Raw genomic sequence first — 22,653 nt, 5'->3', positions numbered from 1 at the left:
GGGTGCTGGTTAGTTTTGTGCAGGTTTTTTGAAGGTGTAGAACAGGTTCGGCTCACTGACGAGGTACAACGTACCGTCGTCGTCCATTGCGATTCCCTCTGCTTGCGGCACGGTCTTTTTCAGGCCCTGACGCCCACCGTTCAATGACATCGTGCTCAGCGGTCGTCCATCCACATCCAGCTCGATTATCAATCGCGACTCATCGGACAGCGCCATCAAGTGGCCGCTGCGTTCGTCGTATTGCAGGCTCGACAGGTCGCGCACAAACATCCCGGCATCGCGCTTGGGATTGTTGACCACGTGCACGGCGTAGGATTTTTCCGGGTTGTAGTGGGGGAAACCCTGCACTTCGTAGATCAGCATCGGGTCGCGTTCCTTGGCGACAAACAGGCGCTTGCCCACCGAGTCATACGCCAACCCTTCAAAGCCCTTGTTGCCGCTCATGTGCACGCCCAGGGTCATCTGCTCGGCATCGTCGGCGTCGAGGAACGTGGTGTCCTTTTCCAGATGGATCTTGATCAAACGCTGCTGGCGCTCATCGGTGACCACATAGGTATCAGCGCTGATGAACTCCACCGCCTCCGGATCGCCGAAACCGATCAGCGAAACCCGCCGCAGGATCTTGCCGTCGAGGGACATCTCGACCAGTTCGGCGTTTTTGTTGGTCACGGTGAACAGGCTTTTGCGCACCGGATCGTAAGTCAGCGCCGAAACATCATCGTCCAGCCCATCGATCACTTGCGCCTCGATCACCACCCGATACTGATCCAGGCCGATGGAATGCTCCCGGGTCGGCTGCCATAGGGTGTGCAGATTGAACCAGGCGCGCTCGAACAGGCGCAGGTACTGGCCGACGGCGACGAGCACGATCAGCGCAATCACCGACAGGATCAAAATCAGGGGTTTGGGGCGGGCAAGTCGACGCATTCAGGCAAGCTCGAAATCAGGGCGGGCGGATGAAATACCACGGCTGACTGAATCCAAACTTAATGGCCAGTGGCCGCGGTCCCGCAGGTTTACCTCAACCGGGGGCCGCACACCAGCCTTGTTCTGTAGGCTATTTCTGTTTTTCGAAGCGATAAAACAGATTCGGCTCGCTGACCATGTACAACGTGCCCGCCTCGTCCATGGTCACGCCTTCGGCCCGGGGGATGGTTTTCTTCAGGCCGTTGAAGCCGCCCAGCAGGGTCATGAAGCTGACCTGTTCGCCCTTTTCGTCCAGCTCCAGCAGCAGGTGCGAGTCAGCGGACAGCACCAGGGTGTGACCGGTGCGCGGGTCGATGGCCAGGGCCGAGAGGTTGCGGATGTCCAGTTCGTTACTGGCGAGTTTCTGCTTGTCGCCCTTGAGGGCCTGGCTGCCATCGCTTTTCCAGCTGAACAGCGCCGGCGGACGCTCTTCACCCAGCAAAAGTTGCTGATTGCGCGGGTCCCAGGCAATGGCTTCGAAAGCCTTGTTCTGGTCTTTCGACGGGCCCAGGTCGTATTTCGGGAAGTCTTCGCGGTGCAGTTCGCGGGTATTGGCATCGACCTTGATGATCGACAGCATGTGCTCACGCTCATCGGTGATAGCCAACAGACCATTGCCCATGACCGTCACGCCTTCGGGATTGATCCAGCCCACCATCGGCATTTTGCGCAACACATCGCCCTGTAGGGTCAGCTCGACCAGGAACGGGTTCTTGCCCATGACCGAGAACAGGGTTTTGGTCTGCGGGTCGTAGGACAGGTCCGAGGCCTCGTCCTTTTCCATGCCCGGCAACAATTTGGCATCGATCACCGCATGGTAATCGGGCAGCCAGACACTTTGCTGGCGCTCGGCCGAGGTTTCGAAACTCTCCTTGATCCAATGCACAGCGCGGTCATCCCAATGCAGTGCGAAAGCCACGCCATAGATCACCGCCACAACCAGCAACAGCCAGTAATACCAGCGCATGAGGAATCGTGGACGACGGGAGGTTTGCAAGGTCGGGAGCGGTTGCGTTGCCATCAGGGGATGCGTTCCAGAAATTCAGGCTAAGGGTAATAGCACAAACGGGCCGACTCAGACGCCAGGCACCGCGGAATTATCCAGACAGGATGTGAAAAAAACGGGAAATGGCGGGAAAGCCATCGCAGACTGACGCAGTTTGTCGGCAGGATCACAAAACCAATGTGGGAGCGGGCTTGCTCGCGAAAGCGGTGGATCAGTCAACATCGTCGTTGAATGACACACCGCTTTCGCGAGCAAGCCCGCTCCCACAGGGTTATGCGTGAATCAGCGAACGCTGCTGGTGAAGCTGCTGGCGCCGACCAATTCCAGCACGATGTCGTCACCGACATTCAACGGACCAACACCTACCGGCGTGCCGGTCAGGATCACGTCACCGGCCTGCAGCGAGAAGCAGCCGGCCATGTATTGGATCATCGGCACGATCGGGTTGAGCATGTCCTTGCTGTTGCCATCCTGGCGCACGTCGCCGTTGATGGTCAGGCGGATGCCGATGTCGGTCAGGTCAGCGAAGGTGCCGGCGGACACGAATGGCGCAAGCACCGCCGCGCCATCGAACGACTTGGCGATTTCCCACGGCAGGCCCTTGGATTTCAGCTCGGCCTGTTTGTCGCGCAGGGTCAGGTCCAGGGCCGGGGCGAAGCCGGAGATGGCGTCGAGCACTTCTTCACGGCTCGGCTTGGTCGACAATGGCTTGCCGATCAACACGGCGATTTCCGCTTCGTAGTGCACCGAGCCACGCTCGGTCGGAATGGCAAAACCGCCTTCCAGCGGCACCACGCAACTGCCCGGTTTGATGAACAGCAGTGGCTCGGTCGGGACCGGGTTGTCCAGTTCCTTGGCGTGTTCGGCATAGTTACGGCCGATGCACACCACTTTCCCCAGCGGAAAATGAATACGCGTACCGTCGACATACTGGTGCTGATAGCTCATTACCGACTCCTGTTTCATTGATTCAAACAGCGAAAATTTTGCCCGGGTTCATGATGCCGTTCGGGTCGAACACCGCTTTCACGGCTTTCATGTACTCGATCTCAACCGGCGAGCGGCTGTAGGTCAAGTAGTCACGTTTGGTCATGCCCACGCCGTGTTCGGCGGAAATCGAACCGTTGTACTTCTCGACGGTTTCAAATACCCACTTGTTGACGGTCGCGCATTTGGCAAAGAACTCGTCCTTGCTCAGGTTTTCCGGCTTGAGGATGTTCAAGTGCAGGTTGCCGTCGCCGATGTGGCCGAACCAGACGATTTCGAAGTCTGGGTAGTGTTCGCCGACAATCGCGTCGATTTCCTTCAGGAATGCCGGCACTTTCGACACGGTGACCGAGATGTCGTTCTTGTACGGCGTCCAGTGGGAAATGGTCTCGGAAATGTATTCGCGCAGCTTCCACAGGTTTTGCAGCTGGGTTTCGCTCTGGCTCATCACGCCGTCCAGCACCCAGCCCTGCTCGACGCAGTGCTCGAAGGTTTCCAGGGCGTGGTTAGCCACTTCTTCGGTGGTCGCTTCGAATTCCAGCAGTGCGTAGAACGGGCAATCGGATTCGAACGGCGCCGGGACATCGCCGCGACCCATGACTTTTGCCAAGGCTTTGTCGGAGAAGAATTCGAACGCGGTCAGGTCGAGTTTGCTCTGGAACGCGTGCAATACCGGCATGATCGAATCGAAATCGGCGGTGCCGAGCACCATCGCGGTGAGGTTTTTCGGCGCCCGGTCCAGACGCATGGTGGCTTCGACCACGAAACCGAGGGTGCCTTCTGCGCCGATGAACAATTGACGCAGGTCGTAACCGGTGGCGTTCTTGATCAGGTCGCGGTTCAGCTCCAGCAGATCACCCTTGCCAGTGACGACTTTCATGCCAGCCACCCAGTTGCGGGTCATGCCGTAGCGAATCACCTTGATCCCGCCGGCATTGGTGCCGATATTGCCGCCAATCTGGCTCGACCCCGCCGAAGCGAAGTCCACCGGGTAGTACAGGCCTTTTTCTTCGGCGACGTTCTGCAGATGCTCGGTGACCACGCCTGGCTGACAAACGGCGGTGCGGTCGGTGAGGTTCACTTCGAGGATCTGGTTCATGTAGTCGAACGACACAACCACTTCGCCATTCGCGGCCACGGCTGCAGCGGACAACCCGGTACGACCGCCGGACGGCACCAGCGCCACCTTGCGCTCATTGGCCCAACGCACGATGGCCTGGACCTGTTCGGTGGTCTTGGGAAACACGATGGCCGTGGGGGCCGGGGCGAAATGCTTGGTCCAATCCTTACCGTAAGCATTGAGGGAGTCGGCATCGGTCAGGACCTTGCCAGGCTCAACCAGGGTCTTCAGCTCTTCAATCAGGGCAGGATTGGTCATCGACAGAACTCTCGAACAATTCATGGTCATCCTGAGAACGCTTCACGTCGCAGGAATGAGTGTTTAGCGGGGTGCGTATGCTAGCATACCGACCCCGCAGGGTAGTGCCCAACGGCTATTCTGCGGTAACGGCATTGTTGCCGTTCGGGTCAGCATCTGTTGACCATTTCCTGCCATTTTTCTCCGGGATACAGGTTTACGCAGATGAGCAAGACTTCTCTCGATAAGAGCAAGATCAAGTTCCTTCTTCTCGAAGGCGTCCACCAATCGGCTGTCGACGTTCTCAAGTCGGCGGGCTACACCAGCATCGAGTACCTCACCGGTTCTCTGCCGGAAGCCCAGCTGAAGGAAAAGATCGCTGATGCACACTTCATCGGCATTCGCTCTCGCACGCAACTGACCGAAGAGATCTTCGATCACGCGAAGAAGCTGGTCGCTGTCGGCTGTTTCTGCATCGGCACCAACCAGGTTGACCTGAACGCTGCCCGCGAACGCGGTATCGCGGTGTTCAACGCGCCGTACTCCAACACCCGCTCCGTGGCGGAGCTGGTGCTGGCCGAAGCGATCCTGTTGCTGCGCGGCATCCCTGAGAAAAACGCTTCCTGCCACCGTGGCGGCTGGATCAAGAGCGCGGCCAACTCCTTCGAAATCCGTGGCAAGAAGCTCGGCATCGTCGGTTATGGCTCGATCGGTACGCAACTGTCGGTCCTGGCTGAAGGCCTGGGCATGCAGGTGTTCTTCTACGACACCGTGACCAAGCTGCCATTGGGCAACGCCACTCAGGTTGGCAAGTTGACTGACCTGCTGGCCATGTCCGACATCGTCACCCTGCACGTTCCGGAAACCGCCGCCACCCAGTGGATGATCGGCGAGAAGGAAATCCGCGCCATCAAGAAGGGCGGCATCCTGATCAACGCTGCTCGCGGCACCGTGGTTGAACTGCAAGCTTTGGCAGACGCGATCAAGGACAAGCACCTGATCGGCGCGGCCATCGACGTGTTCCCGGTGGAGCCACGCTCCAACGACGAAGAGTTCGAAAGCCCGCTGCGCGGCCTGGACAACGTGATCCTGACCCCGCACATCGGTGGTTCCACCGCTGAAGCGCAAGCCAACATCGGTCTGGAAGTCGCGGAAAAACTGGTCAAGTACAGCGACAACGGTACGTCCGTATCGTCGGTGAACTTCCCGGAAGTGGCCCTGCCGGCTCACCCTGGCAAGCACCGTTTGCTGCACATCCACGAAAACATTCCGGGTGTGATGAGCGAGATCAACAAGGTCTTCGCCGAAAACGGCATCAACATCTCCGGTCAGTTCCTGCAGACCAACGAGAAAGTCGGCTACGTGGTTATCGACGTAGACGCCGATTACTCGGAAATCGCCCAGGAGAAACTTCAGCACATCAACGGCACCATTCGTTGCCGGGTCTTGTTCTAAGACAGCGGCAAGCGACAAGCTTCAAGCGGCAAGTCGAGTTCGCTTTTGCTTGAGGCTTGCAGCTTGCAGCTATAAAAAAAGGGAGCCCCCAAAAGGGGCTCCCTTTTTTTATTTCACATTGACGGTGATCTTCTTCGACACGATCGGTGGATCGAAGGCCATATGGCTCATGTCGCCCAACTCCAACTGCAAGGTGTGCTTGCCAGGTGTCAGCGTCAGCTCGGTTTCGGTTTGCGCCTTACCAAAATGAACGTGATTGGCATCTGCCGGGATGACTGCCCCTGCAGCCACAACATCCTTGGCATCGATCAGCAAGTGGTGGTGGCCGGTGTTCTTGGTGGTATCGCCCGCAGGCGCCAGCGCAACATTCTCGACAGCGAATTTAACCTTGAAAGTTTGCGGGACAGTCCCACCATCCTCAGGAGAAACGATGGACACTTCCGCCCCTTTAGGGGCCGGCGTAGCGGCGCTGGCCAGCACCGACACACCCATCAACAGGCCAGCCAATGCTGCTCGTGACATAAACGTTTTCATTCTCTTCTCCAGTTTTTGCATAAAATCCGCGCGGCCGTATCTAACTTCACGGCCATTCGTTGTCGAAGGACCTCGACAACCATAGCAAAGCGAGCCTGAACCAGAGCGTCGCGATAATGAATTCAAAGGAGTGACCATGCGTTTTTTGCCTGGCCTGATCTGCCTGCTACCCCTTTTGAGCCCTTTGGCTCATGCCGAATTGATAGACGATGTCTTCGACCGTGGCGAATTGCGTATTGCTCTTGAGGCTAATACACCGCCCTTCAATTTCAAGGACGACGGCAAACTCACCGGGTTCGAAGTCGAGTTGGGTCAGCTGCTGGCCAATGAACTGGATGTGCGGGCCGACTTCGTCGTCATCGAAGACGGCGACCTGCTGCCAGGCGTTGAGTCCGGCAAGTACGACGTCGCCATCAACCACATAGCAGTGACCCCGGATTTGAAGGATCGTTTCGACTTCAGCGAACCTTACAGCCACACCGATGCGCAAGTGATCGCGCACAAAGATCCGCAGCCACAGTCGATGCTACTGGTGCAGACGTTGAAGGAAGAGGCACCGAAAGCCAGCGAGCCGGTGAGCCTGGCAATTCCGTTCCAGAAAGGAAACCCGGCGTTCCACGCCAGCCTGGATAACGCGTTGCAGCGGATCAAGGCCGATGGCCGGTTGGAAGCGTTGACGCAGAAGTGGTTTGGGACGGAAACGAGCGTAGAGCCCAAGCCCTGAGATACCGGAGATCCAATGTGGGAGCGGGCTTGCTCGCGAATGCGGTGTGTCATCCAATGATGATGTTGGCTGATACACCGCATTCGCGAGCAAGCCCGCTCTCACAGGGGTTTTGGGTCAGGCGTTAGTTCAGGGTTGCCAACGCTGCCGCCGCTTCGGGCAATTCGAGCTCACTGAAGACTTGAACCCCATGGCGCTTGAGCAACGCCGCCGTCACCCCTTCGCCACTGACCTTCACCCCACTGAAAGTCCCGTCATACGTCAGCAGATTCCCGCACGAAGGACTGTTGGCCTTGAGCACCGCAATCCGAATCCCGTGCTGTTGCACCAACTCCAACGCCTGATAAGCCCCGGACAGAAACTCCGCACTGACGTCCTCGCCGTCGGTGGTGATCACGGATGCCTGGCCATCCAGCACCTCACCGCCCTGCCCGCCCGGGATTTCTGCCGCAGCCCTCGGTGTCGGCAACCCGCCCGCCACTTCCGGGCACAACGGCACGACCCGTCCCTCGGCGATCCATTGGTCCAACAGATCAAACGGCCCGCTCGCCCCGCCGTCGTAACGTACGCGGTGGCCCAGCAGGCAACGGCTTACCAGAATCTTGTGCATGATCAGAACGGCTCGTTACCGCGACGGCGGAACCAACCGGTCAACGACAGGCGATCCCGGGTCGCGGGCAGGACTTCGTGGGGCACTTCGCCCGACAGGAACACCACCAGGCAACCGCCGGTGGGCACCACATTGTGTTCGACGCCGCCCTCCAGATACATGCGCAGTTCGCCGCCGTGTTCGGGCAGCCAGGCGTCGTTGAGGTAGATCACCGCAGAGACCATGCGCCGGTCGTCATCGCGGAAGCGGTCCACGTGCTTGAGGTAGAACGCGCCGGGCGGGTACAGGGCGAAGTGGCTTTCGAAGTCTTCCAGGCCCAGGAACAAGCCGCGATTCATCGCCTCGCGCAGGCTGTCCATCAAGCCCAGGTAGCGGTCGCAGGCCTCTGTTTCGCCGGGCTCGAGCCACTGGATATGGTCGCCACGGATCCCTTCGCGAATCTCCGACGTCGGCCCGCGCCCCACCGCCGCCGGGGCCAGCTCACCCTCGGCCGCACGTTTACGGCACTCAGCCGCCAACTCTCGGGTCAGATCCAGAGGCAGGAAAATATTCTGCTGCGACCAGCCCCGTTCGGCCAAGTCGTCGACGATACGTAACAGCAGCGGGTGATCAGAGGGTATTTGCATGGCGCGCATAGTATTCCTGTGCCTGCAAATCCGACAGAGCCGCGCAGCGGGCTGATACGAATTCTCGACAAGTTCTTGTACCGCACGGAGAATAGTCGCCTGCTGACAGGAGTCCCTATGCGCCGTTTGCTTTTTTCACTGTTGATGTTCTGTGTTTTGCCCGCGTGGGCAGACGGCCACGACCAGTTGTACAAGGTCGCCGGTTGGCCAGACCAACGTGCGCATTTTAACGACGCCCTCTCCGCCGCCCAGCAGCGCTACCAGAACAGCCTGCCCCCCGCCGTGTTTCAAGCCTTGGTGAACAACAGCAACCAGCGCTTCGCCCCCCAAGCCATGGACCAGCGCGCCGAAACACAACTGCGCAAGACCCTCGCCGATCCGAAACCGGCTCTGGCGTTCTTCCAAACCCCGCTGGGCAAGAAAATCGTCGCCGCCGAATTGCTGGCGACCCGGCGCGATCAACTGGCGAAAAACGCCAAGGGTTTGCCCAAGATTGAAGCCAGTGACACGCGGATGTTGATCATCGGCCACCTGGCCCAGGCCCTGCCCGCCCGGGAGGCGGGTGCCGAAGTCACTTTGGCGATTGCCGGGGTTGCGGCGGACAGTTTGAGCTCGATGATCCCCGGCCTGCTCGGTGGCGGTCAGGCACCGGGGATGTTGAACGGGCAGCGCCAGCGCTTGATGGATCAGATTGGCGCCGACCTGAATAACACGCTGCTCTATGTTTATCGCGACTTGTCGGATAACGAGCTGGAAGAATTCGCCACGTTTGCCGAGTCCGATGAGGGCAAGGCGTATTACCAGGCGGCGTTGGCGGCGATTCGGGCGGGGCTGGCGGTGGGGCAGAATACCTCTAACCCAAGTCAGTAATCTTTAGCGCCTGGAAGATTGCTATCGCGAGCAAGCTCGCTCCCACATTGGATCTGTGGCGTACAAAACCCTGTGGGAGCGAGCTTGCTCGCGATGAGGCCCTAAAGGCCGCTAAAGATTCCGCCCCTTGATCCGCTTGCTCAAAAACCCGAAATACTCCTCCCGCAACGCCTCTGTCTCATTCGCCAAATGATGCCGCGCCTGGGGCAACATCAACACCTGCGGCCGATCAAACTTGGCCTTCAACACCTCAAGGTTGTGTTCCCAATCCACCGTCATGTCCGCCTGCCCCTGCACGATCAGCGGCCGGCGCGGGCTGTTCGCCGCCGCTTCGATGCGCTTGATCCAGCGCCCCAGCGCGCCGACCCACGCGGTGGGCAAACGCAGCGGTTGTAATGGATCGGCTTGCAGGAACGGCAGGAACGCCGGGTCATTGGAGTTCTCGCTGAAGCGCCGGGCGATGCCTTTGACGAAAGGTTTGAGCAGGTAATAACTCAACTGCGACCAACCCCAGGCCCGTGGCCGTACCAGCGGCGACAATAGGATCACCTGGCCCTGGGCCGGACTGTCCGCGCCGTGATTGAGCACATGATCGATCACGATCGCCCCGCCAGTGCTCTGCCCGCACAGGTGCCACGGCTGCGGCAACTCCAGAGACCGGGCCTCGGCAAACAAGCCTTGCAGGATGTCCTGGTACTCGGCGAAATCCTTGATGCTGGCGCGCTCGCCGCTGGACAGGCCATGCCCCGGCAAGTCGCAGGCGATCACCGCAAAACCCTGATCCAGCGCCCACTCAATCACATGCCGATACAAACCGGTGTGATCGTAGAAGCCGTGGAACAGAAACAACGTCGCCTTCGCCCGCTCCGGCCACCAGACCTGACTGACCACTTCATAACCATCGACCTGAAACCGCCCCAGACCACGGCGCAAGGTACGCCCCGGCAAATCCAGGCCATAGAACGCTTGATAGGCCAGGCCCTCGGTCGACAACGGCTGCCACTGGGCCAATGGCCCGAGGCTGGCGCGTAAATGATCGGGGTCGAAAGTGGCAGGCATGGGTTATTCCAGAACGCGAAACAGACTTTATGGGCCTGCGATATTCATCTGTCACGGCAAGCATGGCAAGCTGGGCGACCTTCGAGGATTGAAACCCATGCGTTCGGCCTACCGCACCACACTGCTTGCCAGCCTGCTCGCCCTCGTGTGCGCCGGTGTGTTGTGGGCTGCTTACGACTGGTTTCAGGGCCGCTACCTGCGGGCGTTCAGCGAACACACCGCAGTGTTTTCCGGCGATCCGTTGCGCCTGCCCGACGACCTCGCCGGCCCCGGCGCCATTCGCCTGGTGCATTTCTGGGACCCGGCCTGCCCGTGCAACGTCGGCAATCAACAGCACCTCACCGAACTGGTCGAGCAATATTCACCTCAGGGCGTCGAGTTTTACGCGGTTCAAAAAACCGGCAGCCACGGCCAGTTGCCCAGCACCTTGAGCAGCCTCAAACCCATCACCGTGTTGCCCGGTTCCGAACAGATTCCCGCCAGCCCGGCGGTAGCAATCTGGGATCGCGCCGGCAAGCTCGCCTATTTCGGCCCGTACAGCGAAGGCCTGACCTGCAATTCCAGCAACAGCTTTATCGAACCGATCCTGCAAGCGCTGAACGAAGGCCGTGCGGTGAGCGCCACGCATACGCTGGCGGTGGGTTGCTACTGTCCGTGGGCGGTGCAAGTGCAGTAAGGCATTCCGGACTATTCGAGGACGGTGGTGCCCGGCACAGGAGGTCTGTGCTACATGTTTGCAGCCCACACGGGCAGCAATCCAGAAAGAACAAGGAGTCACCATGAAACGCGTCCTGACCGTACTGGCCTTGCTGATCGTCATCCTCGTCATCGGGGTTGGCGGCTATATCTACAGCAAGCAGCCAACGCGCCAGGGCCAGGTGGAGCTGCAACACCTGCAAGGTTCGGTGACCGTGCGCTACGACGAGCGCGGCGTGCCGCATATCCGTGCCGAAAACGAAACCGACCTGTACCGCGCCCTCGGCTACGTGCACGCCCAGGACCGTTTGTTCCAGATGGAAGCCATGCGCCGCCTGGCCCGAGGTGAACTGGCAGAAGTCCTCGGGCCGAAACTGGTGGACACCGACAAACTGTTCCGCAGCCTGCGCATCCGCGAGCGCGCCGAAAGTTATGTGGCCGCGCTGGATCGTCAGTCACCGGCGTGGAAGGCCCTGCAAGCCTACCTGGACGGGATCAACCAATATCAGGACACCCACGCCGCGCCCGCCGAGTTTGACGTGCTGGGGATCCACAAGCGCCCTTTCACTGCCGAAGACAGCATCAGCGTCGCCGGCTACATGGCCTACAGCTTTGCCGCAGCGTTTCGCACCGAACCGCTGCTGACCTACGTGCGCGATCAACTCGGCCCCGAGTACCTGAACATTTTCGACCTCGACTGGCAGCCCAAAGGCGTGCTGGCCAAGACCCACGCCAAGCCCGGCCCGGCCCTCGCCGCCGGCGACTGGCAAGACCTCAATGCCCTCGCCCGCTTGAGCGAACAAGCCCTGGCAGACAATGGCCTGCCGCAGTTCGAAGGCAGCAACGCCTGGGTTATCTCCGGCAACCACAGCAAAAGCGGCAAGCCGTTGCTGGCCGGCGACCCGCATATTCGCTTCTCGGTGCCGTCGGTGTGGTACGAGGCGCAACTGTCGGCGCCGGGTTTCGAGCTGTACGGGCATCATCAGGCCTTGGTGCCGTTTGCCTTTCTCGGCCACAACCTGGATTTCGGCTGGAGCCTGACCATGTTCCAGAACGACGATCTGGACCTGATCGCCGAGAAGGTCAACCCGGACAACCCGAACCAGGTCTGGTATCGCGGTAAATGGGTGGACATGGTCACCACCGAGCAGCAGATTGCGGTGAAGGGCCAGGCACCGGTGACGTTGACCCTGCGTCAGTCGCCCCACGGCCCGATCATCAATGACGCCCTCGGCACCGCCGCCGGCAAAACCCCGATTGCGATGTGGTGGGCGTTCCTCGAAACGCCGAACCCGATTCTTGAAGGTTTCTACCAACTCAACCGCGCCGACACCCTGGCCAAGGCCCGCGCCGCTGCCGCCAAGGTCCAGGCGCCGGGGCTGAACATCGTCTACGCCAACGCCAAGGGCGATATCGGCTGGTGGGCCTCGGCATTGCTGCCCAAGCGCCCGGCCGGGGTGAAGCCCGGCTTCATCCTCGACGGCAGCAGCAATCAACCGGACAAGGAAGGCTTCTACCCCTTCAGCGCCAACCCCCAGGAAGAAAACCCGACTCGAGGCTATATCGTCTCGGCCAACTTCCAACCCGTCTCGCCCACCGGCATTGAGATTCCCGGTTACTACAACCTGGCGGATCGCGGCCAACAGCTCAATCGCCAGCTCAGCGACAAGAGCGTGAAGTGGGACAACGAGGCCAACCAGAAACTGCAGCTGGGCACGACCACCGCTTACGGCCCGCGCTTGCTGGCGCCGTTGCTGCCGGTATTGCGCGAAGTGGTGAGCGACCCGGCCGAACTGAAACTGGTGGAGCAACTGGCTAAATGGCCGGGCGACTATCCGCTGGATTCCATCAGCGCCACGGTGTTCAACCAGTTCCTGTTCAACCTCACCGACGCGACGATGCACGATGAGCTGGGCAACGACTTTTTTGAAACCCTGCTCTCGACCCGAGTGATCGATGCCGCGTTACCGCGTCTGGCCGCGACTGCTGATTCGCCGTGGTGGGACAACCGCAACACCCCGGCCAAGGAAACCCGCGCCGATACGGTGAAGGTGGCGTGGCAAGCGAGCATCGCGCACCTCAAGACCGTGCTCGGCACTGACTTTGCGCAGTGGCAGTGGGGCAAGGTGCATACGCTGACTCACGGTCATCCGTTGGGCGCACAGAAGCCGCTGGACAGGATTTTCAACGTCGGCCCGTTCGAAGCCCCCGGCACCCACGAAGTGCCGAACAACCTCTCGGCCCGGATCGGCCCGGCGCCATGGCCGGTAACCTACGGCCCCTCCACCCGACGCCTGATCGACTTCGCCGACCCGGCCCACAGCCTGACCATCAACCCGGTGGGCCAGAGCGGCGTGCCGTTTGACAGTCACTATGACGACCAGGCTGAGGCTTATGTGGAAGGGGTTTATATGCAGGCGCATTTCAGTGATGAAGAAGTGACGGCGAATACCCGCAGCACCTTGAAGCTGTTGCCGGCGCGGTAGGTTTTTGGTGGCAGGGCTGACGCCTTCGCGGGCAAGCCTCGCTCCTACGGACGGTGATATCTGTAGGAGCGAGGCTTGCCCGCGAAGAGGCCCTCACTGACACCACACCTCTAAATCCCCCGCCGCACCCGCCCAGGCGCTTCCCCATAAATCTCCTTGAATTTCTTGCTGAACGCCGCTTGGGACTGATACCCCACCTGCAACGCAATATCACTCAACCCCAAATGCGACTGCCCCAACAAACTGAACGCCAATTCCATCCGCACCTGGGTCAGCAACACCCACGGCGACACCCCGGCCACTTTCACGAATGAACGCGTGAACGTGGCCCGGGACATGCTCGCCGTGTCGGCCAGGCTGTCGATGGTCCAGTCATGGGCCGGATCGGCCAGCATCGCCTGCCAGGCGCGGCCCAGGCGTTTGTCGCCGAGTAACGCCAGGGTGCCGCTGGCGGGTCCGAGTGTGGCCAGATGCGCCCGCAGCATCAGGGTGAACAACGCCTGGGACAATGCGTCGAGCAAAAACTTCGCCCCCGCCTGATTGCCTTCCGCCTCACCGCGCAACACCTCGACCAACGCCGGCAACGGCCCGTTCGCCGGCAGCGCACCGCTGGGGATCACCAAATACCCAGGCAGTGAGGCAAACAGCAGCGAGGCGCGGTTGTAGTGAAACGTCCCGCAGAGCATGTCCAGATCGGCGCTGGCGCCCCCGATGCGATGCACCGGCAACGCGCCGCCACGGATGATCTTCTGTGCAGAGGGCGCGACGGTTTTGCCAGGGCTGTGGATCACGTGGGGAGCGCCGCTGGGCAGCAGCAGGATGTCGCCGGCGCGCATGGGCAGGCGCTGGCCGTCGGGGAATTCCACGCGGCACTCGCCCGCCAGCACGATGTGATACGGCGCCATCCCTAACGCTTGTTGCTCGTGGGCCAGCGCCCAGTCGCCCTGGAATTGACAGCGCAAATCCAGACTGCCGCGAACGTTGGCCAGGGTGATGAGTTTATCGATCGGATTCATTTGAGCGCATCGAGGAAATAACTGAGCGGATCGAACAAACCCGAACCGCGCCAAAGGACAAAACTGAGCATGTCGAAACAGTACACCCAACCCGCTCAGGAGTTACCGCTATGTTCAATAACTGGTCCGAACTGCTGCCTACCATCCAGAAAGCCTTTGGCGCACTGGGCAAGAGCAACCCGAAAATGGTCAAGGCCTACATGGCCCTCGGCGAAGCCGCTGCGGAAAATGAGGTGCTGGACGCCAAGACCCGCGAACTGATCTCCATCGCCGTGGCGATCACCACCCGTTGTGATGGCTGTATTGCGGCGCATACCGATGCGGCGATCAAGGCTGGCGCCAGTCGCGAGGAAGTGGCGGCGACACTGGCCACCGCGATTTCGCTGAATGCCGGGGCGGCGTACATCTACTCGCTGCGCACGCTTGAGGCGTATGACTCGCTGAAAAACTGAAACACATTGCCCCTGTGGGAGCGGGCTTGCTCGCGAATGCGGTGTACCCGTCGATAGAGATGTCGGCTGAGAGACCGCTTTCGCGAGCAAGCCCGCTCCCACGGTGGATTGTCAGTGTTCCCACAAGTTGTTCAGACCATCGCGGTGAAGTTCAGCCTGAACTGCTGCGGCGTCACCCCCAGCCGGCGGTTGAACACGCTACGCATGTGCTGGGCATCGCGAAACCCGCATTGATACGCCACCGTCTTCAGTGGCGACTGGGTGCTCTCCAACAACACCCGCGCCGCATCCACCCGTGCCCGCTCGACGAATTCCGCCGGGGTCACTTTCGCTTCCTTGGCAAACACCCGGGAAAAGTTGCGTGCGCTCATGTTGGCGGCATTGGCCAGGTCGGCGAGGGTCAAGTCGCCGGTGAGGTTAGCGAGCACGTAGAGCTGCACCAGTGCCACCGCCGAGGTCGGTTCGGCGTGGGGCGTGAGGAACGGGCTGAACTGCGACTGCCCGCCCGAACGTTGGGTGAACACCACCAGACGCTTGGCGACGCTGAGGGCGACTTCCGGACCGTGATCGCGCGCCAACAGGTACAGCGACAAATCGATCCCCGCCGTGACCCCGGCCGAGGTGTAGAGCTCGCCGTCCTGTACGTACAAACGATCCGCGTCCACTTGAGCGGACGGACACAACGCCGCCAATGCAACCGCATCGCCCCAATGGGTGGTGACGGTCCGGCCTTCGAGCAAACCCGCCCGGGCCAGCATGAACGCGCCATTGCAGATCGAACCAAAGCGTTGCGCCCGCCCGCAAGCCTCCCGCAACCAGGCGTCGAACGTTGCGCCGAAGTTCAGGAACGGCAACTGCGGCCCGCCCGCTACCAACAACAAGTCATAGGCGTCCAGCGCTTCACTGAAATGCCGGTGAGCGTTCAGGGACAAGCCGTTGGAGCACGGCATCATCCCGCGCTCGACGCCGATCACCTCCAGCCGATAGTGATCGTCCGGCGCGAGGAAACGGTTGGCCTCGGCGAACACATCCATGGGCCCGGTGACGTCCAGGGACTGCACGCCGGAAAACACCACGATGGCGACGGTTTTTTGCATGGTTTGCAATGCCCTCAATCAATCAACGCTTGCCTGTGGCAAACACAAAACCTGTGGGAGCGGGCTTGCTCGCGAAGGGGCCGTGTCAGTCGCCAAATATGTTGACTGATACACCGCATTCGCGAGCAAGCCCGCTCCCACAGGGACCGCGTTTAACTTCCAACCCTAGCCAATCCAGGCCCAACAAGCGAGGTTGGCGTGATTTGCATGCTCATTGGCCGGGATCGCAGCCATGGATCGATTGTCCGCTGGCGGGTGCGGGCACAGACTTTACCCATCAGCGCCGCCACGGCGTTCCCCAAGAGGAAAGCACCATGAGCAGCATCATTGCCGGTATCAAAATCCCCGACAGCGCATTGGCCAAGGCCACCACCGAATACATTCGCGACGTCGAATCCGACCTGCTGTTCCACCACTCGCGCCGGGTATTCCTGTTTGGCGCCTTGAGCGGTGAACGCAAGCAACTGGCCTACAACCCGGAGTTGCTTTACGTCGGCGCGATGTTCCATGACCTGGGTCTGGTGGAAGGTCAGCGCAGCGACAATGAGCGTTTTGAAGTGGACAGCGCCAACGCCGCCAAAGCGTTCCTCAAGCCTTACGGGTTGAGCGACGACGATATCGAGCAAGTGTGGCTGTCGATTGCGTTACACACCACGCCGGGCGTGCCGCAACACCTGCGGCCGAATGTGGCGCTGGTCACGGCGGGTGTCGAGATGGATGTGTTGGGCATCGATTACGCCGCGTTCCCGACGGCGCAGCGTGAGGCGGTGGTGCATGCCCACCCCCGTGGCGAAGGCTTCAAGGAATGCATCCTGTGTGCGTTCGCCAATGGCTTCAAACACAAGCCGGACACCACGTTCGGCACGGTGAATGCCGATGTGCTGGTGGACAGCGAGCCAGGGTTCAAGCCGATGAACTTTGTCGAGATCATCCGCAAATCCCCTTGGGCTGCATAAAGCAAATGTGGGAGCGGGCTTGCTCGCGAAAGCGGTGTGTCAGTCGATATCTGAGTCGACTGACACGGCCTCTTCGCGAGCAAGCCCGCTCCCACATGGGATTTGGGTTGGCTGCAGGATTGCGGTCAACCCGGCACTGCTTTTAAGCCGCTTCCGGCGCCTGTTGCGCCCGGCGCACGTCCGGTTGCTTCCAGGAGTCGGCAGCGCTTTCTTCGATCGCTTGCTGAATCGCCTTTTTACGCGATTCTTCGGCACGACGGCTGAAGAACCAGACCAGGAAGGTCACGATCGACACCGCCAGCAGAATCAGACTGGCCACGGCGTTGATCTCCGGCTTCACGCCAAGACGCACCGCCGAGAACACTTCCATCGGCAGGGTCGTCGACCCCGGCCCCGACACGAAGCTCGCCAACACCAGGTCATCCAGGGACAGCGCGAAGGACATCATCCCGCCCGCCGCCAGCGATGGCGCGATCATCGGTATGGTGATCAGGAAGAACACCTTCCACGGCCGCGCACCCAAGTCCATGGCCGCTTCTTCGATGGACAGGTCCAGCTCACGCAAACGCGCCGACACCACCACCGCCACATACGCCGCACAGAACGTGGTGTGGGCGATCCAGATGGTGACGATGCCGCGCTCCTGTGGCCAACCGATCATCTGCGCCATGGCCACGAACAGCAGCAACAGCGACAGACCGGTGATCACTTCCGGCATCACCAACGGCGCCGTCACCAAACCACCGAACAGCGTGCGACCCTTGAAACGGGTAATCCGCGTCAGCACGAACGCCGCCAGAGTACCGAGCGCCACAGCGGCAATCGCGGTGTAGCAGGCGATTTCCAGCGAGCGCACCACCGAGCCCATCAGTTGGGTGTTGTCGAGCAGGCCGACGTACCACTTGATCGACCAGCCGCCCCACACCGTCACCAGTTTCGAGGCGTTGAACGAGTAGATCACCAGGATCAGCATCGGCGCATAGATGAACAGCAGACCCAGTACCAGCATCAGGCTGGAGAAACGGAAGTTCTTCATTCTTTGCCCTCCATTTCCTTGGCCTGACTGCGGTTGAACAGGATGATCGGCACAATCAGGATCGCCAGCATCACCACCGCCAGGGCAGACGCCACCGGCCAGTCGCGGTTGTTGAAGAACTCTTGCCACAGCACTTTACCGATCATCAGGGTTTCCGGACCGCCGAGCAGTTCCGGGATCACGAACTCGCCCACTACCGGAATGAACACCAGCATGCAGCCGGCGACAATGCCGTTCTTCGACAATGGAATGGTGATCTTCCAGAAGCTGTTGAAGGTGCTCGAACCCAAGTCCGACGCGGCTTCCAGCAGGCTGTAGTCGTGCTTCACCAGGTTGGCGTAGAGCGGCAGGATCATGAACGGCAGGTAAGAATAAACGACGCCGATGTACACCGCGAGGTTGGTGTTGAGGATTTGCAGCGGTTCGTTGATCCAGCCCATGGTCATCAGGAAACCGTTGAGCAAGCCGTTGTTGCTGAGGATGCCCATCCACGCGTAAACGCGGATCAGGATCGCGGTCCAGGTCGGCATCATGATCAACAGCACCAGCACCGTTTGCAGCTCTTTACGGGCGCTGGCAATGGCGTAGGCCATCGGGTAACCGATCAGCAGGCACAGCACGGTGCTGATCAGCGCCATCTTCAGCGAGCCGAGGTAGGCGGCGATGTACAACTCGTCGTCGCCCAGCATCGCGTAGTTGCCCAGGTTCAACAGCACCTGGAGTTTCTGGTCGATGAAGCTGTAGATCTCGGTGTACGGCGGGATGGCCACGTCGGCTTCGGCGAAGCTGATCTTCAGGACGATGAAGAACGGCAGCATGAAGAACATGAACAGCCAAATGAACGGAACCCCGATGACCAGTTGGCGGCCACCGGGAATTATTCGGTTGAGGCGGCGTTTGAATTTGCGCATGTTCATGAGCGAAGTACCACGCCGCTGTCGTCTTCCCAGTACACGTAGACCTGATCGCCCCAGGTCGGACGCTGGCCACGGCGCTCGGCGTTGGCGACGAAGGACTGCACCAGTTTGCCGCTCGGCAGTTCGACGTAGAACACCGAATGACCGCCGAGGTAGGCGATGTCATGCACCTTGCCGCTGGACCAGTTGTACTCGCAGGTCGGCATTTCGGCGGTGACCAGCAGTTTCTCCGGACGGATCGCGTAGGTGACCGACTTGTCCTGCACCGAAGTGCTGATGCCGTGGCCGACGTAGATCTGCCGATCCAGGTCTTTGCAGGTGATGGTCGCGTGGCCTTCGGCGTCGTCGATCACTTCGCCTTCGAAGATGTTGACGTTGCCGATGAACTCGCAGACCAAACGACTGGTCGGGGTTTCGTAGATGTCGATCGGGCTGCCGATCTGGGCGATCCAGCCCAGGTGCATGATTGCGATGCGCTCGGCCATGGTCATGGCCTCTTCCTGGTCATGGGTCACCATGACGCAGGTTACGCCGACGCGCTCGATGATCTCGACCAGCTCCAGTTGCATCTGCGAACGCAGCTTTTTATCCAGTGCGCCCATCGGTTCGTCGAGCAGCAACAGCTTCGGCCGCTTGGCCAGCGAACGGGCCAGGGCCACACGCTGACGCTGGCCGCCGGACAACTGATGCGGCTTGCGCTTGGCGTACTGGGTCATCTGAACCAGCTTGAGCATGTCCGCGACACGGGCATCGACTTCAGCGGCGGGGATCTTGTCCTGCTTGAGGCCGAAGGCGATGTTCTGCGCCACGGTCATGTGCGGGAACAAGGCGTAGGACTGGAACATCATGTTGATCGGTCGCTCGTACGGCGGCATCTCGGTGATGTCGACGCCGTCGAGGTAAATGCGCCCCTCCGTGGGCCGTTCAAACCCTGCGAGCATGCGCAGCAAGGTGGATTTGCCCGATCCCGAGCCGCCGAGCAGGGCGAAGATCTCGCCTTTCTTGATTTCCAGGGACACGTCGTCCACGGCAATCGTCTCGTCGAACTTCTTCGTGACCCGGTCGATTTTGACCAACACCTGTTTCGGTGATTGGTCGCCCTCGAGGGCTTTCTTATAGGCGCCGGAGGCAACTGCCATTTACGAAACTCCCAGAAAAAAAGAGTGCAGTTCGCCCGAGGTGGGCCAACCTTGGATAGTTTGAGCCTTGAAGCTATTTACCCGTCTTGACCGTGGTCCAGCTGCGGGTCATCAAACGTTGAATCTTGGGCGGCAGCTCGACCGACACGTAGGTCTTGTCGAGCACGGCCTGCGGTGGATACACCGATTCGTCCGTGCGGATGGATTGCTCCATCAATTTGTCCGAGCCAGGGTTGGGGTTGGCATAGCCGACCGAATCACTGACCTGGGCAATCACTTCAGGTTTGAGCAAATAGTTGATGAAGGCATGGGCCTCTTTGACGTTGGTCGAGTCCTTCGGAATCGCCAGCATGTCGAACCACAGCGCTCCACCCTCTTTCGGAATGGTGTAGGCGACGTTCACGCCTTTGCCGGCTTCGGCGGCCCGGGCCTTGGCCTGGAACATGTCGCCGGAGAAACCGATGGCAATGCAGATGTCGCCGTTGGCCAGGTCGGTGATGTATTTGGACGAGTGGAAGTAGGTCACGTACGGCCGCACTGCGAGCAACTTGGCGGTGGCCTTCTTGTAATCCTCCTCGTTGGTGCTGTTGGCGTTCAGGCCCATGTAGTTGAGGACCGTCGGCATCATTTCATCCGCCGAATCGAGGAACGCCACTCCGCAGCTGTGCAGTTTCTTGATGTTCTCCGGCTCGAACAGCACGCTCCAGGAATCGATCTTGTCGACGCCCAGCACTTGCTTGATCTTGTCGACGTTGTAACCGATGCCGTTGGTACCCCACAGGTACGGCACGGCGTACTGGTTGCCCGGGTCGTTCTGTTCCAGACGCTTGAGCAGCACCGGGTCGAGGTTGGCGTAATTGGTCAGCAACTTGCGATCGAGCTTCTGGAACGCGCCGGCCTTGATCTGCTTGCCGAGGAAGTGGTTGGACGGCACGACCACGTCGTAGCCGGTGCGCCCGGCCAGCAACTTGCCTTCCAGGGTTTCGTTGGAGTCGAACACGTCATACACCGGTTTTATCCCGGTTTCTTTCTGGAAATCCGCCAGGGTGGTCGAGCCGATGTAATCCGACCAGTTATAAACATGCACCGTACCAGCGGCCTGGACACTGACGGCAAGCGTCAGCCCGGCACCGACCAGCAGGGCATTGCGTAACAAAGAAAAAATAGGCACGTGGAGGTCCTCTAAAATTAGTTGGGCCCAAGTTGCCCAGCGTTACATGACAGCCATGGCTGCCTGGCAACAAAACCGGCGCGCAACTTACCCTCGATAAACCTTTCCAGCAAAACTTTTATGCAGATACCTGTAGCAGCTGCCGAAGGCTGCGTTAAGGTCCGGAGGACCTTCCCGCGTTTTCAAGAGCACAACTGCTTCGCAGTTGAACGCAGCCTGCGGCAGCTGCTACAGGGTTTACTACTTACTTACCGGACTTGATCTTGGTCCAGCTGCGGGTCAGGTCACGCTGGGTAGCGGCCGGCAAATCGGCAATCGCATACAACTTGGCCTGCACATCAGCAGTCGGGTAGATGCCCGGGTCCGAGGTGATGTCCTTGCTCACGAACTGGGTCGCTTCAGCGTTACCGTTAGGGAAACGCACGGCGTTGGTGATGTCGGCCATCACTTTCGGCTGCAACAGGTAGTTCATGAACTTGTAGGCACCGTCGACGTTTTCCGCGTCTTTCGGAATGGCGACCATGTCGTAGAAGCTGCCAGCGCCTTCTTTCGGAATGGCGTAGCTGACTTTGACCTTGTCACCGGCTTCGGCAGCACGGGACTTGGCTTGCTGCACGTCACCCGAGTAACCGACGGCTACGCAGATGTTGCCGTTGGCCAGGTCGGAGATGTACTTGGACGAGTGGAAGTAAGTCACAGAAGGACGAATCTTGAGGAACAGCTCTTCAGCTTTCTTGATGTCTTCTTTCTTCTGGCTGTCGGTTGGCAGGCCCAGGTAATGCAACGCGACTGGCAGCATTTCGGTCGGCGAATCGAGGAAGCTCACACCGCAGCCCTTGAGCTTGGCGATGTTTTCAGGCTTGAACAGGGTGTCCCAGGAATCGATGGTGTCGACGCCCAACGCGGCTTTGACTTTCTCCGGGTTGTAACCGATGCCGATCGAGCCCCACATGTAAGGGAAGGCGTGTTTGTTGTCCGGGTCGCTGACGGAAACCGCTTTGAGCAGCGATTTGTTCAGGTTGCCGTAGTTGGACAGCTTGGACTTGTCCAGCTCCTGGTAAACCCCGGCCTTGATCTGCTTGGCGAGGAAGTTGTTCGACGGCACGACGACGTCATAGCCGGACTTGCCTGCCAGCAACTTGGCTTCCAGGGTTTCGTTACTGTCGAAAACGTCGTACACCACCTTGATCCCGGACTCTTTCTCGAAGTTCGCGATGGTGTCCGGTGCAATGTAGTCAGACCAGTTGTAGACGTGCAGCACCTTGTCGTCGGCCTGTACTGCACCCGCCATCACGCCCATCAGGGACATGGCGAGGAGGGTCTTGCCAGCTATCTTCATACCTAAAGCCTTCATGTGGGTAATGCTCCAATTTTTCTTTTTAACCACGCGCTCAGCGGCCTGTTACTGGGCATCCGAACAACCGGTAGTCTGGCAAGTTCCGAGGCAGGCTTTCAAGGAAAGACCCCTCCTTTATTTGCACTGGGCGAAGTGC

At 59.9% G+C, this 22,653-nt stretch carries 22 protein-coding genes; 7 read left to right on the top strand and 15 right to left on the bottom strand.

Features of this window, described 5'->3' with window-relative positions; translation table 11 throughout:
- Positions 1-9: 9 nt before the first annotated feature.
- From BK665_RS06905 to BK665_RS06890, 4 genes are all read right to left on the bottom strand, one after another.
- Entirely contained in the window at positions 10-927 is a 918-nt protein-coding gene (locus BK665_RS06905; RefSeq protein ID WP_123404073.1) for an SdiA-regulated domain-containing protein, read from the bottom strand.
- 130 nt (positions 928-1,057) lie between these two features.
- The gene (locus BK665_RS06900; RefSeq protein ID WP_123404071.1) at positions 1,058-1,987 is read right to left on the bottom strand and encodes an SdiA-regulated domain-containing protein; all 930 of its coding nucleotides are present in this window, start codon (positions 1,985-1,987) and stop codon (positions 1,058-1,060) included.
- 267 nt (positions 1,988-2,254) lie between these two features.
- Positions 2,255-2,920 carry a fumarylacetoacetate hydrolase family protein gene (locus BK665_RS06895; protein WP_123404068.1) on the bottom strand — a complete coding sequence of 222 codons (666 nt, stop codon included), beginning with the start codon at positions 2,918-2,920 and terminating at the stop codon, positions 2,255-2,257.
- A 22-nt stretch (positions 2,921-2,942) separates the two neighbouring features.
- Complete coding sequence (locus tag BK665_RS06890) at positions 2,943-4,337, bottom strand: D-2-hydroxyglutarate dehydrogenase (protein WP_123404066.1); 1,395 nt, start codon at positions 4,335-4,337, stop codon at positions 2,943-2,945.
- Between the two features lie 204 nt (positions 4,338-4,541).
- Between BK665_RS06890 and serA the strand changes: the two genes are divergently transcribed.
- Positions 4,542-5,771, top strand: coding sequence for a phosphoglycerate dehydrogenase (serA, locus tag BK665_RS06880; RefSeq protein ID WP_123404055.1), 1,230 nt, complete (start codon positions 4,542-4,544; stop codon positions 5,769-5,771).
- A gap of 108 nt (positions 5,772-5,879) precedes the next feature.
- Here the strand turns inward: serA and BK665_RS06875 are convergent, their stop codons facing one another.
- Positions 5,880-6,305 carry a DUF4399 domain-containing protein gene (locus tag BK665_RS06875; protein ID WP_123404052.1) on the bottom strand — a complete coding sequence of 142 codons (426 nt, stop codon included), beginning with the start codon at positions 6,303-6,305 and terminating at the stop codon, positions 5,880-5,882.
- Between the two features lie 136 nt (positions 6,306-6,441).
- Between BK665_RS06875 and BK665_RS06870 the strand changes: the two genes are divergently transcribed.
- Positions 6,442-7,029, top strand: a complete 588-nt coding sequence (locus BK665_RS06870) for a transporter substrate-binding domain-containing protein (protein WP_123404050.1) — start codon at positions 6,442-6,444, stop codon at positions 7,027-7,029.
- A gap of 124 nt (positions 7,030-7,153) precedes the next feature.
- Here the strand turns inward: BK665_RS06870 and BK665_RS06865 are convergent, their stop codons facing one another.
- Both BK665_RS06865 and BK665_RS06860 read right to left on the bottom strand, forming a co-directional pair.
- Entirely contained in the window at positions 7,154-7,639 is a 486-nt protein-coding gene (locus BK665_RS06865; protein ID WP_123404048.1) for a 2-thiouracil desulfurase family protein, read from the bottom strand.
- Between the two features lie 2 nt (positions 7,640-7,641).
- Positions 7,642-8,274, bottom strand: coding sequence for a 2OG-Fe(II) oxygenase (locus BK665_RS06860; RefSeq protein ID WP_123404046.1), 633 nt, complete (start codon positions 8,272-8,274; stop codon positions 7,642-7,644).
- Between the two features lie 108 nt (positions 8,275-8,382).
- Between BK665_RS06860 and BK665_RS06855 the strand changes: the two genes are divergently transcribed.
- Positions 8,383-9,135: a DUF2059 domain-containing protein gene (locus BK665_RS06855; protein WP_123404045.1), complete on the top strand. Its 753-nt coding sequence runs from the start codon at positions 8,383-8,385 to the stop codon at positions 9,133-9,135.
- A gap of 111 nt (positions 9,136-9,246) precedes the next feature.
- Here the strand turns inward: BK665_RS06855 and bipL are convergent, their stop codons facing one another.
- The gene (bipL, locus tag BK665_RS06850; protein WP_123404043.1) at positions 9,247-10,194 is read right to left on the bottom strand and encodes a phospholipase BipL; all 948 of its coding nucleotides are present in this window, start codon (positions 10,192-10,194) and stop codon (positions 9,247-9,249) included.
- Positions 10,195-10,291: 97 nt separating this feature from the next.
- Here bipL and BK665_RS06845 point away from each other — a divergent pair, with 97 nt between their 5' ends.
- Together BK665_RS06845 and BK665_RS06840 are read left to right on the top strand one after the other, a co-directional pair.
- On the top strand, positions 10,292-10,870 hold the full coding sequence (locus BK665_RS06845) for a DUF6436 domain-containing protein (protein WP_123404041.1): 579 nt from the start codon (positions 10,292-10,294) through the stop codon (positions 10,868-10,870).
- A gap of 103 nt (positions 10,871-10,973) precedes the next feature.
- Positions 10,974-13,376 (top strand): penicillin acylase family protein, encoded by a 2,403-nt coding sequence (locus tag BK665_RS06840; RefSeq protein ID WP_123404039.1) that lies wholly within the window; start codon positions 10,974-10,976, stop codon positions 13,374-13,376.
- A 110-nt stretch (positions 13,377-13,486) separates the two neighbouring features.
- On the opposite strand, the gene BK665_RS06835 is transcribed toward BK665_RS06840, so the two are convergent.
- On the bottom strand, positions 13,487-14,392 hold the full coding sequence (locus tag BK665_RS06835; RefSeq protein WP_123404037.1) for an AraC family transcriptional regulator: 906 nt from the start codon (positions 14,390-14,392) through the stop codon (positions 13,487-13,489).
- A gap of 110 nt (positions 14,393-14,502) precedes the next feature.
- Between BK665_RS06835 and BK665_RS06830 the strand changes: the two genes are divergently transcribed.
- On the top strand, positions 14,503-14,844 hold the full coding sequence (locus BK665_RS06830) for a carboxymuconolactone decarboxylase family protein (RefSeq protein ID WP_123404035.1): 342 nt from the start codon (positions 14,503-14,505) through the stop codon (positions 14,842-14,844).
- A 131-nt stretch (positions 14,845-14,975) separates the two neighbouring features.
- Here BK665_RS06830 and BK665_RS06820 read toward each other — a convergent pair whose 3' ends face one another.
- A complete protein-coding gene (locus BK665_RS06820; RefSeq protein ID WP_123404033.1) occupies positions 14,976-15,941 on the bottom strand; it encodes a GlxA family transcriptional regulator in 966 nt (321 codons plus the stop codon).
- A 314-nt stretch (positions 15,942-16,255) separates the two neighbouring features.
- On the opposite strand from BK665_RS06820, the gene BK665_RS06815 reads away from it, so the two are divergent.
- Positions 16,256-16,897, top strand: coding sequence for an HD domain-containing protein (locus BK665_RS06815; RefSeq protein WP_123404031.1), 642 nt, complete (start codon positions 16,256-16,258; stop codon positions 16,895-16,897).
- A gap of 142 nt (positions 16,898-17,039) precedes the next feature.
- On the opposite strand, the gene BK665_RS06810 is transcribed toward BK665_RS06815, so the two are convergent.
- The 5 genes from BK665_RS06810 to BK665_RS06790 form a co-directional block, all read right to left on the bottom strand.
- Positions 17,040-17,933 carry an ABC transporter permease subunit gene (locus BK665_RS06810; RefSeq protein ID WP_123404029.1) on the bottom strand — a complete coding sequence of 298 codons (894 nt, stop codon included), beginning with the start codon at positions 17,931-17,933 and terminating at the stop codon, positions 17,040-17,042.
- Complete coding sequence (locus BK665_RS06805) at positions 17,930-18,811, bottom strand: ABC transporter permease subunit (RefSeq protein WP_185058201.1); 882 nt, start codon at positions 18,809-18,811, stop codon at positions 17,930-17,932. Before BK665_RS06805 ends, BK665_RS06810 begins: the two co-directional genes overlap by 4 nt.
- 35 nt (positions 18,812-18,846) lie before the next feature.
- On the bottom strand, positions 18,847-19,989 hold the full coding sequence (locus tag BK665_RS06800; RefSeq protein ID WP_123404026.1) for an ABC transporter ATP-binding protein: 1,143 nt from the start codon (positions 19,987-19,989) through the stop codon (positions 18,847-18,849).
- A 73-nt stretch (positions 19,990-20,062) separates the two neighbouring features.
- Positions 20,063-21,160 (bottom strand): polyamine ABC transporter substrate-binding protein, encoded by a 1,098-nt coding sequence (locus tag BK665_RS06795; RefSeq protein WP_123404024.1) that lies wholly within the window; start codon positions 21,158-21,160, stop codon positions 20,063-20,065.
- Between the two features lie 244 nt (positions 21,161-21,404).
- A complete protein-coding gene (locus tag BK665_RS06790; RefSeq protein ID WP_123404022.1) occupies positions 21,405-22,499 on the bottom strand; it encodes a polyamine ABC transporter substrate-binding protein in 1,095 nt (364 codons plus the stop codon).
- Between the last annotated feature and the right edge of the window lie 154 nt (positions 22,500-22,653).

Source organism: Pseudomonas frederiksbergensis (assembly GCF_003732665.1).
GTDB lineage: Bacteria > Pseudomonadota > Gammaproteobacteria > Pseudomonadales > Pseudomonadaceae > Aquipseudomonas > Aquipseudomonas frederiksbergensis_G.
The sequence above is the reverse complement of the archived record's forward strand: the minus strand, read 5'-3'. Positions and strand labels throughout refer to the sequence as shown.

Bases quoted from the DNA above. Each gene is read 5' to 3' on its own strand.
- BK665_RS06845 (WP_123404041.1), top strand. From the start codon at position 10,292: ATGCGTTCGGCCTACCGCACCACACTGCTTGCCAGCCTGCTCGCCCTC.
- BK665_RS06870 (WP_123404050.1), top strand. From the start codon at position 6,442: ATGCGTTTTTTGCCTGGCCTGATCTGCCTGCTACCCCTTTTGAGCCCT.
- BK665_RS06890 (WP_123404066.1), bottom strand. From the start codon at position 4,337: ATGACCAATCCTGCCCTGATTGAAGAGCTGAAGACCCTGGTTGAGCCT.
- BK665_RS06875 (WP_123404052.1), bottom strand. From the start codon at position 6,305: ATGAAAACGTTTATGTCACGAGCAGCATTGGCTGGCCTGTTGATGGGT.
- BK665_RS06895 (WP_123404068.1), bottom strand. From the start codon at position 2,920: ATGAGCTATCAGCACCAGTATGTCGACGGTACGCGTATTCATTTTCCG.
- serA (WP_123404055.1), top strand. From the start codon at position 4,542: ATGAGCAAGACTTCTCTCGATAAGAGCAAGATCAAGTTCCTTCTTCTC.
- BK665_RS06830 (WP_123404035.1), top strand. From the start codon at position 14,503: ATGTTCAATAACTGGTCCGAACTGCTGCCTACCATCCAGAAAGCCTTT.
- BK665_RS06840 (WP_123404039.1), top strand. From the start codon at position 10,974: ATGAAACGCGTCCTGACCGTACTGGCCTTGCTGATCGTCATCCTCGTC.
- BK665_RS06900 (WP_123404071.1), bottom strand. From the start codon at position 1,987: ATGGCAACGCAACCGCTCCCGACCTTGCAAACCTCCCGTCGTCCACGA.
- BK665_RS06800 (WP_123404026.1), bottom strand. From the start codon at position 19,989: ATGGCAGTTGCCTCCGGCGCCTATAAGAAAGCCCTCGAGGGCGACCAA.
- BK665_RS06860 (WP_123404046.1), bottom strand. From the start codon at position 8,274: ATGCGCGCCATGCAAATACCCTCTGATCACCCGCTGCTGTTACGTATC.
- BK665_RS06810 (WP_123404029.1), bottom strand. From the start codon at position 17,933: ATGAAGAACTTCCGTTTCTCCAGCCTGATGCTGGTACTGGGTCTGCTG.
- BK665_RS06820 (WP_123404033.1), bottom strand. From the start codon at position 15,941: ATGCAAAAAACCGTCGCCATCGTGGTGTTTTCCGGCGTGCAGTCCCTG.
- BK665_RS06835 (WP_123404037.1), bottom strand. From the start codon at position 14,392: ATGAATCCGATCGATAAACTCATCACCCTGGCCAACGTTCGCGGCAGT.
- BK665_RS06905 (WP_123404073.1), bottom strand. From the start codon at position 927: ATGCGTCGACTTGCCCGCCCCAAACCCCTGATTTTGATCCTGTCGGTG.
- BK665_RS06815 (WP_123404031.1), top strand. From the start codon at position 16,256: ATGAGCAGCATCATTGCCGGTATCAAAATCCCCGACAGCGCATTGGCC.
- BK665_RS06865 (WP_123404048.1), bottom strand. From the start codon at position 7,639: ATGCACAAGATTCTGGTAAGCCGTTGCCTGCTGGGCCACCGCGTACGT.
- BK665_RS06790 (WP_123404022.1), bottom strand. From the start codon at position 22,499: ATGAAGATAGCTGGCAAGACCCTCCTCGCCATGTCCCTGATGGGCGTG.
- bipL (WP_123404043.1), bottom strand. From the start codon at position 10,194: ATGCCTGCCACTTTCGACCCCGATCATTTACGCGCCAGCCTCGGGCCA.
- BK665_RS06855 (WP_123404045.1), top strand. From the start codon at position 8,383: ATGCGCCGTTTGCTTTTTTCACTGTTGATGTTCTGTGTTTTGCCCGCG.